Genomic DNA, 16,739 nt, shown 5'->3' on the forward strand with positions numbered 1-16,739 from the left:
ATTTCGGATACAGGGCTGTTACCTGCTATGGCCGGTCTTTCCAGAACCAGTTCTCCTATTCCCATCCTTTGTAACTCCGTGTGAGACGTCCTACAACCCCGAAGGCACAAGTCCTTCGGTTTGGGCTAATCCCGTTTCGCTCGCCGCTACTCAGGGAATCGAGTTTTCTTTCTCTTCCTCGGGGTACTTAGATGTTTCAGTTCCCCCGGTATGCCTTCCACTAGCCTATGTATTCAGCTAGCGATACCTGCTCTTCAAGCAGGTGGGTTGCCCCATTCGGAAATCTCCGGATCAAAGCTCACTTACAGCTCCCCGAAGCATATCGGTGTTCGTCCCGTCCTTCATCGGCTCTTGGCGCCAAGGCATCCTCCGTGTGCCCTTAGTAGCTTAACCTACAAAGGTTTGTTTATTTCTCGGTAATCACATTTTCGGTGAATGCAACATGACGGAAGACTCATGTGTTTAATGATGTCTTCTATCTTTCTTCATTTCTGTATCTAATTTTCAAGGTGCATCATTTCGTTGTTTGTGCACCGCATCTCGCGGCGACATGTAATAATGTATCATGCCCAAAACAAATCGTCAACAACTATTTTTAAAAAATGAACTCGGAATTTAAAAAGCAAGCAAATCCCCTATTTCCGTTGTAGATATCTCTTGTCCTTTAAGAACAAAGCCCAGAAAACAATGAATCCAGGAAGTAAGATTGCTAATCCCAAGCCGAGCACATTTAACAGGGAATAGAATGTATTAATATTTGTGAAAGCATCCCCGACCGTGAGATATGGGTACACAATATACGGAAGGTGTGACGCACCATATGCAAAAGTAGCAATCCCATATTGAAGAATCACAAAGATAACAGCGATCCTCGGCTTTCCCTCTGCCTTTCTCCCACGGTCACTCCACCATAACGCGGAATAACCGATAACGAACATGATAATCGAAAGGACAAACCATTTCTGATAACGACTGATGTTACTAAGTAACCAGCTTGCTTCTGGCCTAAAAGATAATAGTGTAACGACTGCCACTACTAACGTGATGGGACCAAATAAGATTGCATTCCGCCGATAAACTTTATAAGCCCCTTGATCTTTGCTTTCTTTTGAGTAGTCTGCCAAAAACAAAGAGGACAAAAATAACTCAGATGTAAGTCCAAATAACATGTACATATAGACAGATGGGCTCGTGAAAAAGATCCCGAAATCCAGTTCAGGTCCTCGGGGACCCACATGAACAAAGCCGCCTTCGGTCACAGGAAGTGCACTAATTAATAGAGCTGGTACTAATACTCCTGTTAAACCGGATACGGTACGCAAGGTTCGGTTATAGCCTTGTACTGAATAGGCAAATACCATAAAGGAGCTTCGGAGCAAAATGAGTAACAGGATTAAACTTACTGGGACAAGCAAGACCGTTCCAAACGTAAAAGCCGCTTCCGGGAAGAATCCGACAACTGCAACAACCAGCAATACCAAGATTGTATTGTTGATCTCCCAGGTAGGGGAAAGAAAGCGATTCGCAATTTCACTCGCCTGTGTATCTTGTTTGGTATAGATCATCGCCCAAAAGCTAGCTCCAAAGTCAATCGAACCTGCAATACTATAGATAAAAACTAAGATCCAAATTACTAAAATAGCAATTTTCGGCTCAATCATGTACTTACTCCTCCTTCATTCTCATCTATGATATATATCGCTCAATATCCTTTTGAATTGGATTTCTACGAAAATAGGATTTCATTACAATCACGACGAGAACTGCTAAGAACAAGTACACAGCCCCGAACATAAAGAATAAGAATCCTAGATGTGGTGCTGTTGTTGCTGCTTCACTGGTTCGTTGAATCCCATAAATCGTCCAAGGTTGCCTTCCACTACAACTGAAAATCCATCCAAACTCAATCGATAGCATAGACAAAGGGCCTGTGAGAGCGAGCACCCATAACATCCATCTAGGATAGGAATCTCCTCTGCGTATCATCCTCCTCCAGTACATATACAACCCGATTGCCGCAATCATAAGTAATAATGTGCCTAGCCCAACCATGACATTGAATAATAAATGGGTATAAAATGGTGGCCATGTATCTTGCGGAAAGTCATATAACCCCTTCACTTCGGTATCAAAGCGCCCCGCCGCCAACCAGCTTAATAGAAACGGGACCTCCACTCCAAACTTCACTTTATGGGTTGCAGGATCTACATATCCCCCAACTGCAAGGGGTGCGTATTTTTGCGTCTCAAATAATCCTTCCGCCGCGGCTAGTTTGGCTGGGTTATAGACATGAAGTTTTTGAGCAGATGTATGTCCACTTAAAGCAGTTAGAAAAGAAAAGAACAAGGCAACCACGAGTGAAAGAACCAACGCCTTTCGGTGAATAGTAGACTCCTTTATATCCTCTCTCTGCTTCAACCACTTATAAGCCGCAATGGATACAATCGCAAATCCTCCTGTCATCAAGGCAGTAACCACTACATGGTATGAAGTACTCCAAAAAGTAGGATTGAAAAACGCCTTCCATGGATCTACGTTGGTAATCGTTCCATCTGGCTTCATTTGAAATCCAGCGGGTGTATTCATCCATGTATTCGCTGATGTAATCAAAATAGCGGAAGCAGTCGCACCAACCGCAACCAAAAATACAGAAAAGATTCTTGTCACCGGTCGCAACCGATCCGCGGCATAAACATAAATGGATAACGCAAGTGCCTCTAAAAAGAAGGCAAAGATCTCAATTTTAAACGGAACCGCAATAACTTGACCTACTATCTTCATAAATCCAGGCCATAGTAGGGAAAGTTGCACCCCTACAATGGTACCGCTAGGGATGGCAACACCCAATAAAATGGCAATCGCCTTTGTCCATCGCTTCGCCATGATAAAGTAATCGTTATCTTTTTTCCATAGATGTAGCACTTCAGCTAGGAAAACCATAAACGATAAGCCAATGCCGAGTGTGGCAAAAATAATATGAAAGGCAAGAGAAGTTCCAAAAAATGCACGGGCTAATGTAACTGTATCCATAACTACCAACCTCATCTAATCATTCCAATTTGCAGATATTATGCGATATAGATCGTTTTGATATGCAAATTACAGCAAAAAAGCCAACTACACTCCAATTGAATGTGGTTGGCTTTTTTGCTGTCATGGGTCCGATTTTATTTTTTTATGAAGTAAGCTCTCGCCAAACAGTTTGGGATGTCTTAAAATCCAGACAACCATTCCAATTAGTAAACACAAGCTACCCGCTAAGAAGTATCCCGTTGAAAGGGAATGATCGGTGCCATAACTGACCAAAGGAACCAAAATACTGGTTAAAAATAATACAGACAATTGACGGAGTGACGATATTCGCCCTCGAATAGGTCCGACACAGCGTTGTTGTAACGTGCTAAGCATCACGACAATCGATAGCACATTCCAAGAGGCTAACCAGAAGCTAATCAACATAATCGCCAGCCAGTGATCGAAGAACGCGTATAGAACGAGTAGTACGCCTTGCATCGTAATCCCAATAAAGGATAGTCGTGTCGCTCCCACTCGTCGAATAATCCGAGTCGTAAAAAGCGAAGTAACAACTGCTCCAGCAGCAAAGCTAAACTCAAAGGCAGACAACCAAAAATAGTTCTCTTGAAATTTCTTAGTCACCATGGGTACAAGTGTCAAATTAAAAAACATGATAACGAGAAAGTCAGTTGCTGATATAAGTGAGTGAAGCCAAAGCGATGTCTCACGTTTGAGTAAATAGAAAACTTCTTTCCAATCACTCCACAAATTTCCGATCCAAACATCCGCTACGATGGACTCTTTTGTCTCAATTTTAGGAATGAGTGCCCATGCAATAGCTAGTCCAGCTAAGATGTAGGTAACACCGTTGATTAAAATGACGAAGCTGGTATCCATAAATGCAATGAGTGGTGCGGCTGAAACGGTTCCAATAATCGTCCCTAGCTGAGAGCTAGTGCCTACCATGGCGTTAAACTTTTGCAACATCTCGCCTTTGCACAAGTTAGGTATGATACTAAATGTGGCTGATTGATAAAATGGTTTACATATGTTGATTACCAATGTAAGAGCGATTACATAGTAGAACCATTGATCCGTCAAACTCATCGCAAGCGAAATGGCGATAATGATGATTCCTCTCCCTACATCACAGATCACACAGATCCATTTTGGATTTCCACGATCCACCATCGACCCTGCTATGAATTGCAGTAAGAAAGAGACGAAATGTTCGAATATAATGACAAAACCAAAGGCTACGACGGAACCCGTATTTCTGTACATTAGCAAACTCATCGCAATGGTATGTGTGCCGTTACCAATATTCGTTAGGAAGACAGAAAATAATATTTTTTTAGCCTCTAATGAAAGCTGGGTTCTCATAATTTTTTTCTCAATCCCTTTATTTTGTAGAAAATTATTTATCATGATTAAGTATATTTTTATATGATATATTAAAAAATTATTTTTTATTTATTATTGCATAATATTTTTTAAAAATCAATTATCTTTCAACAGCATAAATCTATACACCAGGGGTAAAATGCGAAAAATGTACCAAATAAAAATAGAAGGGCACACTCTCCCTCCTACTTCACTTAGTTAAGATAATATAGAAAGCATTTTGCTGGGCTCTTGGGTGAAGATCTGTAATGCTTCTGTAAAACGAATCGCATCCGCTCCATCTACAATCCGATGATCAAAGCTAAGCGATACGTTCATCCTCCAACCCACAGCCAATTCACTTAATTCATTTACGATGGGGATTTGCCGAATGGGGTGAATCGCTAAAATCCCAATTTCGGGTGATTGGATAATCGGTGTGGCCCACTCTCCTCCTAGCGCGCCTGCATTGCTTATGGTAAAGGTACTTCCCGTCATTTGATGGGGTCCCAACCTACCCGAACGTGCCAAAGTAGTGAGGTCTTGTAATTCTCTTGAGATGTCAGTTATATTTTTTTGTCCAATCTCCTTCATGACAGGGACCAATAATCCTTGTGGCGTATCGGTTGCAACTCCGATATGAATGGATGAATGTTGATGAATGATTTGTTCCTCTTCATCAAAATGAGAGTTCCATAACGGGTATTGTTTCAAAACACAAGAAATCATTTTTAGCAAAATCGCTGTATATGAAATCTTAGAGCCATTTAATTGAGTTGATTGAGCCCTCCATCGAACCAGTCCTGAGACATCTAATTGATCAAAGTGAGTAGCATGCGGCTTTGTGGTGGTGGATAAAAGGAGTCGCCTGGAAATGACTTTTCGAATGGGTGTAAGTGGTATTTGAATGGTTTCTATTTCTGATGTATTGATTGATGGGCTAGAGGAATGAGGTGAATGGGAGCTTGAGATAGGATGATCGTGGGATTCTTCTGCTTGAGTAGCACAAATGGGGGAAGATACGATATTTTGTTGTTTCTCTAGATCACTTTGTAAAACCCTGCCCCTTGGACCAGAGCCTTTTAGGAGTGCTAAATCAATACCTAGTTGTCTGGCTCGTTTTCTTAATGCGGGTGAGGCTAGCACTTTTTGAGTCTGGGGTTGAGATTGGGACTGTGTAGATTTGTGATGGGGAATCGTTACGGTTTGCTGGTTACCCACTTCGCATATGGATTTGGTGTCATCGGCTTGGTCCTGATGTGTAGCGGAATCAATATAGAATAAAGCTTCTCCCACTTTCACCGTCTCATTTACGTGACCATATAGCTGACAGATACGCCCTGCTTGAGGGGATGGTAGCTCGACTACTGCCTTATCGGTTTGTACTTCTATTACCGGTTGATCCTGTGTGACGATTTCCCCTTCTCGGACAAGCCACTTTACAATCTCAGCCTCGGTTACACCCTCGCCGATATCTGGCAATCGGAATGGAATCAAATTTATCTCCCTCCCTCTTGGACCACTTTGTACACTGCTTGGGCAACTTTCTCAGCCGTTGGCCGAAAGTCATCTTCTAGGGCATACATCGGCACAGGCACATCATAGCTAGTGACTCGGACCATCGGTGCTTCCAAAGAGTAAAAAGCCTGCTCTTGAATCATCGCCATCAATTCAGAACCAAGTCCGAGTGTACGAGGTGCTTCTTGAACAATGACAACACGACCTGTTTTGGTAACCGATTGGATGATGGTCTCTTCATCTACGGGATCTAACGTACGAAGGTCAATTACCTCACAGGAGATGCCGCTTTTTTCACATTCACTTGCTCCCTGCATGGCAACTGGAACCATGGCTCCCCACGCTATGATCGTTACATCTGTTCCTGTTTGCACCAATCGAGCTGAACCTAAGGGGATCTCATACCAACCAGTAGGAACCTCTTCTTTAAAAGCGCGGTATAACTTCATTGGTTCTAGAAAAATAACGGGGTCTGGTTGTTTAATAGCTGCTAACAAAAGACCTTTGGCATCACTTGGGGTAGAGGGTACGACTACTTTTAATCCTGGGGTATGGACAAAGAAGGTCTCAGTGGAGTCGGAATGTAATTCAGGTGCACGAATCCCGCCACCGTACGGAGCACGAATCACAATCGAATTGGGAAATGCTCCTTGCGTTCGGGTATGAAGCCTGGCAATATGCGAGATAATTTGTTCGAAAGCGGGATAGATAAACGTAAGAAACTGGACCTCTGCAACGGGTTTAAATCCATTTACCGCCAAGCCGATTGAGCTACCGATGATTCCCGCTTCTGCGAGAGGGGTATCGATGACTCTCTCATCACCAAATTGTTCCCACAATCCATCCGTGGCGCGAAACACACCGCCGTTTTTCCCAATATCCTCTCCTAAGAGAAGTACCTCTGGCATCTCCTCAAGCGCAACTTGCAACGCATCGCAAATCGCTTGTACCATCGTTAGTTCAGCCATGGTATCTCCCTCGTTTCGCATTCTGTTTTCTGCCGCATTAATTTTCGAGATACCTCGTGATAAACGTATTCAAATAAATGAGTGGCTAGTGCAGGAGTGGAGGATTCGGCTTCTTTTATTCCTAGATCAACCTGCTCGTCACAGTGATGAGTCCAACTTTCGACTTCTTCTAAGCTAATTAATCCTTCATGCAAGAGACACGCTCGCCATCTTTCAACGGGGTCTCTCTCTTCAATCCATTCCTTTACCTCATCAGAAGGACGATATCTAGTCGCATCATCGGCCGTCGTATGTGAACCTTTTCGATACGTAACGGCTTCGATGAGCGTGGGACCATCCCCTTTACGGGCCCGTGCAATCGCTTCTTCCATTACGCCACGTACTGCGAATACATCGTTTCCATCTACGAGAACGCCTGGAATTTGATATGCCTTTGCCCGCTCCGCAATCGTTTCGCTAGCAGACTGACGGTTAAAAGGAACACTAATCGCATATCCGTTATTTTGACAAAAGAAGATAACGGGCAATTTAAACACACCGGCAAAGTTTAATCCTTCATGAAAGTCTCCTTCGGATGTAGCTCCATCTCCAAAATAGGCAACGGAGACAAACGTTTCTTTCCTTAATTTACTCGCCCAAGCCGCGCCTACTGCTTGCGGGATCTGGGTAGCAATAGGCACCGTTGGAGGCATCAACCGTACTCCTTCCGGTGGCTTGCAACCTTCTACTCTGCCCATCCAATAGAGAAATACCTGTGAAATCGGCATCCCTACTTTTAGTGCAACTCCATGCTCTCGATAACTAGGAAAGACCCAATCTTCTGGATGAAGTGCCATCGAACTTCCAATCTGGGCCGCTTCTTGCCCTTCCAAGGGAGCATATGTCCCGATTCTTCCCTGTCGTTGTAACAAAATCGCGCGACGATCGAATTGGCGAGCGAGTATCATCCAACGAAGCCATTCTCGTTTCTCGTCATTTGAGAATTTTGACCAATGCTTCAAGCCTTGTTTGGTCAACTTACCTTCTGGCGTTACCCACTGAATCAACGTTATCTCCTCCCCACTTAGTCTATGACTATCCAAGATAAATTCTGCGAATATCAGCTATTTTTTCTAGCCGTTCCTCTACAATTTCATTGGCAGCCTGACAAGTTGAGATCTGATGTTGTTCGGCTCGTTTGTATACCTGAAGAAGCATATCGTAGATAAAGCGAGCCTTTTCTTCGGCGCATTCTTTTGTTTTCTGCAAGATCTCCATCGCTACTTGGATCAAACCACCCGCATTTACCAAATAGTCTGGGGCATATAAGATTTCTCTTTCGGCTAATAAATCCGCACATTGATCATTTTCCAACTGATTGTTCGCCGAACCAATAATCGCCTTACAACGAAATTGATGTATGTTGGAAGTATTCACAATCCCGCCTCTAGCACAAGGAACCAAGAAGTCACAAGGAGTCTCCAAAATTTTATGGGTCGTTGTAATCTCAACTGATTCGGGAGACATCCGTTGAATGATTAAACAAGATGGGAGATGTACATCGGCGATGATTAACTCAGCACCTTCAGCCAATAAAAGGCCCGCAAGTCTCGCACCCACTTTTCCGATTCCTTGAATGGCGACCACTTTTCCCTCTAATGATTCAGATCCATACATATACTGGGCTGTGGCACGCATGCCTTGGAGTACACCCATCGCAGTGGAAATAGATGTATCTCCACTCCCACCGTAATATTCGGGTAGGCCTACAATATACTTTGATTCCTTTGCCGCATGGATAAAGTCTTCAGGAGAAGTTCCCATATCAGTTCCCGTAAAAAATCGCCCTTGTAAACTCCCTACAAATCGCCCTACTGCTCGAAAAAGCTCGGGTGACTTTTCAGTAGAAGAAGAATCAGGTAAGATCACCATTTTCCCACCACCGAAATCCACATCGGCAATGGCGCATTTATGAGTCATCCCCTGTGATAGTTGTAATACATCATCCAGAGCCTCTTGAGTAGAAGCGTAGGGAATCATTCGGCAACCACCTAGAGCAGGTCCTAAAGTAGAATCATGAATCGCTACAATCGCACGTAATCCCGATTTTTCATGGCGAAAAAAAGTTACTTGCTCATGACCCCCTTCCTCCATACAAGCAAATATATCCTTCATCACATACTCATTTCGATTCTCCTCCACCAGTCCTTCACCTCTTCTGTTTTAATACTCAGAAAAAATAGATTCTGCCCATACGATGATGGGCGGTTTAGGACTTGCTTGAAAAGCGTTTCGATGAGTTACTTCCCTTTGAAATCTGGCAAACGCTTCTCTGCAAATGAACGTACTCCCTCAAGGAAGTCTCTGGTACGTCCAGACTCACCTTGATTGACTGCTTCTTGCTCTAACATTTCATCCAATGAAGACTCCATGGATTGATACGCCATTTTTCTAGTCATGGCAATGGCTCTGGTAGGTCCTTTGGCAAGTTGTTTCGCCAACTGCAATGTTTCATTTTCCAATTCGGAAGCTGGAACCAATTTATTCGCCATCCCGATTTCCACTGCTTCTGTAGCAGAAACATCTCTACCTGTAGTCAGAAGCTCTAGAGCCCGGCCCACTCCCACTAAACGCGGTAAGAAAAAGGACGCTCCACTATCTGGAACTAATCCAATTCGTACAAAGGCAAGTGTAAATTTCGTTTGGGAAGCAACAAGGCGCATATCACACGCCAGAGCTAAACTGCATCCAGCTCCTGCAGCAACACCATTTACCGCGGCAATCGTCGGTTTATCCATCGCATACATCTGCTGAATGAGAGGGTTGTAGCGCTGCCGAACTTCTACCTCAAGCTTTGGCTGTGATGTCAACAACTGACTTGCTTCTCTCAAATCTTGGCCAGAGCAGAATGCTTTTCCAGAACCCGTTAAGACCACTACACGTACTTCTGAATCTTCATTTGCCACACGAAATGCTTCTGTTAACTCTCCTAACAACTCTGTGTTCAGGGCGTTAAATAGTTCCGGACGGTTTAAGGTAATCGTAGCTACACCGTCCTCTAATTGATATAACAATGTTGAAAAAGTCATGTCATATTCCTCCTAGCGTGTTAGTTTCCGTGAAATTGGGGCTTCCGTTTTTCTAAAAAAGCTTCGAATCCTTCATCTTGGTCATTCGTTGAAAATAAGAGATAAAAGCTATTTTGCTCGAGCAATAAACCTTCAGCAAAGCCAACTTCTGCCGCATTTAAAACGGATTGCTTAGCTAGCTGAACAGCAAGCGGAGCATGGGCGGCTATGGACCTTGCTAATGATCTAACCTCACCTTCAAGCTCATCCGCCAGGACCACTCTGCTAATTAATCCCGTAGATGCTGCCTCTTGGGCTGTAATGGTTCGACCGGTTAAGATCATTTCCATTGCCTTTGATTTACCCAACGCCCGAGTGAGACGTTGTGTGCCGCCTGCACCTGGCATGACACCGAGACGAATCTCTGGTTGACCAAACACCGCTGTCTCTGAAGCAATAATGCAATCGCAAATCATCGCCAGTTCACACCCACCACCCAAGACAAATCCGCTTACTTGAGCAACGATAGGCTTTTTGATGCGCCGGATTCGTTCCCAATCTTTAAAAAAATGGGAATGAAGGAAATCACTTGGAGAAAGAGATTTCATCTCATTGATATCAGCACCGGCCGCAAATGCCTGATCGATTCCTGTCAGAATCATACAACGAGTCTCTTCGTTTCGATCACATGTCTCCAGCGTATCTGCAATCGCACGAATCAATTCCGTATTAAGTGCGTTTAACGCTTCAGGTCGATTGATCTGAACTCTACAGACTCCATCATTTATTTCTGTGATTAACCAACGGTTCTCCAGCTTGGATCGCCCCTCTTATTATCATAATGTTGATAAACATTATCACAAAAAATAGATGTATTCAGACATCATTATTTTATCAAATATGCTTGCTAGTGTCAGGTAATTATATTAACACGGTTATGCTTTTAAGTACTTGGAAAAGGAAAAGAAGCCTACTTGGGCTCCTTTTCTTTGTTTTGTTCATTTGTTTTACTATCCGTTTTTGACGCGGACGGCACGGATGCTGGATCTGCTGGCTTACTAGGTTCCTGCTTCCGTTCTTTGGAACTTTCTCCATTCTCTTGTGCCGGACTTGATGGAGATGGGACTAATTCATGGTTCGATTTGTCGTCAGACTGTTTCTTGAGTAAATCGCTTCCTTCTGTCTGAGGAACGACTGACTTGAATTGCTTCAATTCAATTTGCTTCTTGTCTGCTAGTATATTCTCGATCGACTTGTTCTCTTGAACAACTTCCGAAATCGGCTTACTTTTTAATTCCTTAATCGGAATCGGCTGTCCCTCTTTTTTGGCTAATTCCCATACAGCATATTTACTAGGTGTCAAATTTTTAGACTTTACCTGACCCCTCGCTTCTGCTGGGAGAGTAATCGCAGCTAGTGTGACTTGATGGAAATTGGTTTGGGCGATAAATTCCTTCTGTATCTCTTCTTGCTCCGACCGATACTCATCATCGTCAAATAACGAGAGAATAATAGTATCGTTCGCATCAATTAATCCTTCGCGCTCCGCCTCACGAATCATTTGCTTGGTAAATCTACTTATACTTTGTTTATCTTTTTTTAGATTCTTATTCAGCTTAGTAGCCAAGTTCTGAGCTCTTGCATCGCCTTTATCCATGGCTGCGATGGAAACGACATCATTTTCCTCATTAATACCAATCTTCATCCCCGCATTAATATCTACATAGAAATACGTTTCAGCCGCATGAGTTTCTTCTGAAAAAAGAGAAGAGAAAAGGAACATCGCTGCACAAGCCGCCGCAGTTGCTACGCCACCAATCGGAACAAGCCACTTTTTCTTTAGTCGAGACGGTTTCCTCTCTACCACACGAGGGAGCTCTACTTCTTCTCCTACCTGGGCAAGTGGGTCTATGTTGTTTACTTTTTCAAAGGATCCGTCAGGACTCATGACGATCCAATGCTTTTCTTTCACTTCTAAAATGATACCCCGGCGCATCATTGCTCCTCATTTCTATTGACAAGGTAACTTTTCATATACGGAACATCTTCCGACAAAATAATCGTCAAAGCAATTAAATATACACGATGTCTAGTAAGGGTTCGACGATGAAACCCTAACTCGTTCATTAATTCTTTATCTAGCTTGGCCAATTGGTAAAAAGATTGAAGGTATGTAGGCTTTGACACAATCGTCTTGGCAATTTCAAACATACTTTCACGAGTATCTCTATGTTTCGGACACTTCTTCACGACTTCTTCCAATGTGATGCCGTGTACCTCTAAAGCACTTGTGAAGAACGCAATATCGTTGCGAAATTGCTCAGCCTGGCCCATTGCTTGATACTGTTCAACTGAGTGATGATTTAATTCTGGATGAAGCATTTCACTCTCAGAATCGGCATATCCCGGTACTTCTAGCGGTATTTGATTCTGATGTTTCTTTTCATGACGATAATAATCAATTAGACGCCCTCTAATCACTACAAAAGCAAATGCTAGAAACGAACCCTCTTCTATGGTTTGAAATCGCTCAATTGCCTCATCCATAGCAGAGTAAGCAATCATATATTCATCATCGTGTTTAGTGATTACTCTTTGGCAAACTCGTGAAGCCATTCGCGCCACATGAGGTTCTAATTCACGTAATAATTGATCTCGTTGCATGGGAGAGTCGGTAGATTGGATTTCTTCTACTCTCTTTTCAAAATCGGGCTGGTTGATAACGTTCTCTTTAAACACCCGGAACATTCGATAACCGACACCTCTCTATATATTAATACGTAAGTAAGGTCTTATTTGAGTCACATTTTAGTTGACGAAAATATGAATTTTATACTACAAGATACTTTGTTTAATTGTCAGATTAATATAAGTATTATTATTCAAAGCGTAAACTATGTAAACCCTTAGTTGATAGAATTAATAATATGAAAATATAATTATACTACTACCCATTTTTATATTACCAAAACTAACTTCTTTTTTCCCCTAATAGTAGACAATAAAAAAGAAAGAGACTAGTAGAATTACTAATAGTCTCTTTCTTTTTCCATTATTTGCACATTAATCAAACACCATCGACAACTTGTGTATCTCATCAACCGATTGAGGGTTTTCTAGCGAGGATATATCCCCTAGCGCCTTCCCCGTATAAGCCGCTTTCACTACACGACGCAGGATTTTCCCATTTCGAGTCTTCGGAAGCTCTTGAATCAAGTGAACCACCTTTGGACGTAATGCTTTTCCCATCCGTTCCCCAACAAAGTTGCCTATTTCCAAGGAAAATTCTGTAGACGAATGATCTGGAGCGGCTTTTACTACCACGAAGCAAACCGCCACTTCTCCTTTATCCGCATCCGGAACACCTATGGTAACCGCTTCGACCACCCCCGGATATGCAACTAAAACGGATTCCATCTCGGCAGGCCCTAGCCTTTTCCCGGCAATTTTAATCGTGTCATCCGAGCGACCTGTAATATAGTACATCCCGGATTCATCCATCTGAACCCAATCACCATGCACCCATGTCTTCGGCCAACGACTCCAATAAGCCTCCAGATACCGTAGGTCATCCTGCCAAAAACCTTGTGTCATTCCCACCCACGGTTGCTTGATTACCAGCTCTCCTACTTCACCTCGAACTGGCTGACCCTCTTCATCATAGATCTCCACATCCATCCCTGGAATCGCCATATTAAACCCACATGGAACTTGGGGCTTTACGATTACATTTCCAAGGATGCCACCTGAGATTTCGGTGCCTCCCGAATAGTTAAAAATCGGAACCTGTTTCTTCCCTACTTTTTCAAATAACCAATGCCATGGGTCTGGATTCCAAGGCTCACCGGTAGATCCAAAAACACGTAGACTACTTATATCATGAGCTTCTATCCAACTCTCTCCTTGCTTCATCAAAACGCGAATGAGCGTTGGAGAAATTCCGAGATGCGTAATTTGGTACTTTCCTACTAACTCCCAAAGTCGCCCTGGATTCGGGTAATCAGGTGTTCCATCAAATAATACGATCGTCGCACCATTTAGTAGAGTTCCAAACACTTTCCATGGTCCCATCATCCAACCCATATCGGTAACCCAGCAAATCACATCATCGGTACGTACATCCATACAGTATCCTTCATCAAATGCTGCTTTAATCGGGAATCCTGCATGTACATGAACAGTCCCTTTTGGACGGCCCGTTGTACCCGAAGTATAGATAATCATAAACGGATCATTGGCATCAGTTGGGTGACATGGAAGCGGTTTCATATCTGTCATCACAGAAGACCAGAGAAGATCTCTACCATCCATCATAGAGACATCCTTGCCGATATTGGAGACAACAATTACTTTTTCAATGGAAGGTGATTGTTCCACAGCGCGATCGGCTTCCTCTTTCATCGCCACTACCTTACCACGACGAGTAGAGCCATCTGCTGTAATCAGGAATCGAGCTCGGCAGTCATTGATACGAGTGGATAATGCATCGGCCCCAAAACCTGAGAAGCAAGGAGTGAAAATAGCACCTATTTTCGCAATCGCTAGCATCGCCACGACATTTTCCACAATCATCGGTAGGTAAATCGCGACACGATCACCCGCCTGTAGGCCCAGTTTTTGTAATCCGTTGGCACACTTGTTTACTTCTCCCCACAACTGTTGATAAGTCCACTCGTCATGCTTCCCTGACTCATTTTCATATATAATCGCTACTCTATCACGTGAGATCGGGTCTTCTAAAAATTGATCCAAGGCATTATATGCTAGATTCATCTTGCCATCTACAAACCACTTCGCATGTTCAATACCGTCTGCTTTCTCTAAAACTTGACGGTATGGAGCTGTCCAGTGAATCCCTAAATCTTGAACGACTTTCTCCCAAAACCATGCTACATCCTGAATGGATTGCTTTCGAAATTCCTCTACATCGGAAAAGCCCAATTTTTTCATGAATTGAACCATTCTACTTTGTTCTATTGTTTGTTGACTAGGAGTCCATGCTGGTTGAGTCATAGAGACCCTCCTTCATTTAGAGATCACTCTAATATGTATTTTATATGTATTCATACTATAAGGAAATAGAGTAAATAAAAAGCGAACTCACTCTCACTAGGAGAACGAATCCGCCTTTGTTCCTACTACATAGCCCTCTTGTTTAATCATTTCTGTCATATAAGTAAATTCGCTGTAGAGTTGGGCATACATGGCCAGAGCGTCTAAATCAAGGATTGGAACACATATCGCTATCTAGCGCTAATAGCTCTTTTGTAACTTCGTTGAATTTCTTCTTCTATGAATCTTGTTATGACAAGCATTACACAAACTTTGCAGATTTATTAACTCCAGTCGCTTGCTCCAGTCCTCCTTCCTCTAAAAATGTGGGTGCTTATTATACTGCATCCTCTTTCTTTTTTGTCTCCTAAGTTGTACGAACTCATCCGGTGACTCCTTGACCAATCTACGCACCGTGCTTTTCAAAACTTGATACATTCGGGCTGTTTCGGCTGTACTTCCAGTACATGCATAGTGAGCAAGGATACCCTCTCTCGTTTGATCGTCTAGCTTCTTTCCTCTATGTGCCATATGCTTCACCACCTCAACAAGAAAAGCCCCACCCTATAAAAGTAGAATGGGACCCATATGTCCTTTTGCTCTAACGAAAGCCGTGTCTTTCTCACCTTCTCATACTACTATCTTAGCACGTTATTTCAGCTTTTTGTTCCCAATAGATTCCCAGATTTGTCCCATCGTATATTTTTGCTCTTAGTTGTAAATTAGTTTCTCTCTCTATCTGTATCAAGGGCATGCGGTGACAAATGCTTTCGTAATTCTTGTGAAATAAGTGAAGTTCATCTTGAGTTGAAAGATTCATCAAAAAACGCCATCCCTCCTGATATCTCTTCAGAAAGAATTAAGATATTTTCATAATATTCACCAAAGCGGGCAGTGTAGCCTGATTTATAGGAAAATCAATTGGCCCTTGAGTGACGACTAAAGTCAATGCACTTGGGATAGTTGGGACTACTATAATTGATGGAGTAGCATTTATAAGTTGACCTCCTGTAACACCATCCCATGTAGATCTACTACCAAGGATTGCCACACCGTTTAATCGCAATTCTAGTGATATATTGGCCGGTGGCGTAGTCGGCCTCATATGAACATCATAATTCACCCAATATACACCAGGTGCTAAAGTTATTGTACTTGACGGCGTGCCCACGGTGCCTGTAAATCCAATGTCTGAGCCACCATTTGGAACAAGTAAATTATTAAAAAGAACTGGACTCCCTGCGGCTACATTCACCTGTGACGTGTTAGTTCGTGCAATTAGTGCATTTACTGTCGTACTATTTACTCCAGTAGGTCCAGTAGGGCCGGTGGCTCCCTGAGGTCCGATATCCCCCGTTGGTCCACTTGGTCCCGTTGGTCCTTGAGGTCCGATATCCCCCGTTGGTCCACTTGGTCCCGTTGGTCCCTGAGGTCCGATATCCCCCGTAGGCCCACTTGGTCCCGTTGGTCCCTGAGGTCCGATATCCCCCGTAGGCCCACTTGGTCCCGTTGGTCCTTGAGGTCCGATATCCCCCGTTGGTCCACTTGGTCCCTGAGGTCCGATATCCCCCGTTGGTCCACTTGGTCCCTGAGGTCCGATATCCCCCGTTGGTCCACTTGGTCCCTGAGGTCCGATATCCCCCGTTGGTCCACTTGGTCCCGGAGGTCCGATATCCCCCGTTGGTCCACTTGGTCCCTGAGGTCCGATATCCCCCGTTGGTCCACTTGGTCCCTGAGGTCCGATATCCCCCGTTGG

The 16,739-nt window shown here is 43.4% G+C and carries 13 protein-coding genes, 1 rRNA gene and 2 pseudogenes; all 16 read right to left on the bottom strand.

Annotated features, from left to right (window positions below):
• A 23S ribosomal RNA gene (locus tag EDD57_RS13145) occupies nt 1–393 on the bottom strand; the annotation flags it as partial.
• Nucleotides 394–635: 242 nt separating this feature from the next.
• The gene (locus tag EDD57_RS13150; protein WP_131849877.1) at nt 636–1,661 is read right to left on the bottom strand and encodes a cytochrome d ubiquinol oxidase subunit II; all 1,026 of its coding nucleotides are present in this window, start codon (nt 1,659–1,661) and stop codon (nt 636–638) included.
• Nucleotides 1,662–1,686: 25 nt separating this feature from the next.
• Nucleotides 1,687–3,030, bottom strand: coding sequence for a cytochrome ubiquinol oxidase subunit I (locus tag EDD57_RS13155; RefSeq protein ID WP_131849878.1), 1,344 nt, complete (start codon nt 3,028–3,030; stop codon nt 1,687–1,689).
• A gap of 123 nt (nt 3,031–3,153) precedes the next feature.
• Nucleotides 3,154–4,398 (bottom strand): MFS transporter, encoded by a 1,245-nt coding sequence (locus tag EDD57_RS13160; RefSeq protein ID WP_165873827.1) that lies wholly within the window; start codon nt 4,396–4,398, stop codon nt 3,154–3,156.
• 219 nt (nt 4,399–4,617) lie between these two features.
• Nucleotides 4,618–5,895 carry a dihydrolipoamide acetyltransferase family protein gene (locus tag EDD57_RS13165; RefSeq protein WP_131849880.1) on the bottom strand — a complete coding sequence of 426 codons (1,278 nt, stop codon included), beginning with the start codon at nt 5,893–5,895 and terminating at the stop codon, nt 4,618–4,620.
• Between the two features lie 2 nt (nt 5,896–5,897).
• Nucleotides 5,898–6,884: an alpha-ketoacid dehydrogenase subunit beta gene (locus EDD57_RS13170; protein WP_207896838.1), complete on the bottom strand. Its 987-nt coding sequence runs from the start codon at nt 6,882–6,884 to the stop codon at nt 5,898–5,900.
• Nucleotides 6,872–7,930 (bottom strand): pyruvate dehydrogenase (acetyl-transferring) E1 component subunit alpha, encoded by a 1,059-nt coding sequence (gene pdhA, locus EDD57_RS13175; protein ID WP_243649557.1) that lies wholly within the window; start codon nt 7,928–7,930, stop codon nt 6,872–6,874. The genes EDD57_RS13170 and pdhA overlap by 13 nt, the downstream gene beginning before the upstream one ends.
• Nucleotides 7,931–7,958: 28 nt before the next feature.
• Nucleotides 7,959–9,065, bottom strand: a complete 1,107-nt coding sequence (locus EDD57_RS13180; RefSeq protein WP_243649558.1) for a Leu/Phe/Val dehydrogenase — start codon at nt 9,063–9,065, stop codon at nt 7,959–7,961.
• A gap of 98 nt (nt 9,066–9,163) precedes the next feature.
• Complete coding sequence (locus EDD57_RS13185; RefSeq protein ID WP_131849883.1) at nt 9,164–9,952, bottom strand: enoyl-CoA hydratase/isomerase family protein; 789 nt, start codon at nt 9,950–9,952, stop codon at nt 9,164–9,166.
• Nucleotides 9,953–9,972: 20 nt separating this feature from the next.
• Complete coding sequence (locus EDD57_RS13190; protein WP_131849884.1) at nt 9,973–10,746, bottom strand: enoyl-CoA hydratase-related protein; 774 nt, start codon at nt 10,744–10,746, stop codon at nt 9,973–9,975.
• Nucleotides 10,747–10,901: 155 nt separating this feature from the next.
• Complete coding sequence (locus EDD57_RS13195; RefSeq protein ID WP_165873828.1) at nt 10,902–11,927, bottom strand: anti-sigma factor domain-containing protein; 1,026 nt, start codon at nt 11,925–11,927, stop codon at nt 10,902–10,904.
• Entirely contained in the window at nt 11,927–12,679 is a 753-nt protein-coding gene (locus tag EDD57_RS13200; protein ID WP_131849886.1) for a sigma-70 family RNA polymerase sigma factor, read from the bottom strand. The genes EDD57_RS13195 and EDD57_RS13200 overlap by 1 nt, the downstream gene beginning before the upstream one ends.
• A gap of 315 nt (nt 12,680–12,994) precedes the next feature.
• On the bottom strand, nt 12,995–14,944 hold the full coding sequence (locus tag EDD57_RS13205) for an AMP-binding protein (RefSeq protein ID WP_131849887.1): 1,950 nt from the start codon (nt 14,942–14,944) through the stop codon (nt 12,995–12,997).
• 240 nt (nt 14,945–15,184) lie between these two features.
• Nucleotides 15,185–15,298 (bottom strand): annotated as a pseudogene (locus EDD57_RS15220) (HNH endonuclease); the annotation flags it as partial.
• Between the two features lie 3 nt (nt 15,299–15,301).
• Nucleotides 15,302–15,514, bottom strand: a complete 213-nt coding sequence (locus tag EDD57_RS13215) for a hypothetical protein (RefSeq protein ID WP_131849888.1) — start codon at nt 15,512–15,514, stop codon at nt 15,302–15,304.
• Nucleotides 15,515–15,842: 328 nt separating this feature from the next.
• A pseudogene (locus EDD57_RS15020) lies at nt 15,843–16,739 on the bottom strand (collagen-like protein); the annotation flags it as partial.

It is taken from the genome of Baia soyae, assembly GCF_004341445.1.
Classification (GTDB): Bacteria; Bacillota; Bacilli; order Thermoactinomycetales; family Thermoactinomycetaceae; genus Baia; species Baia soyae.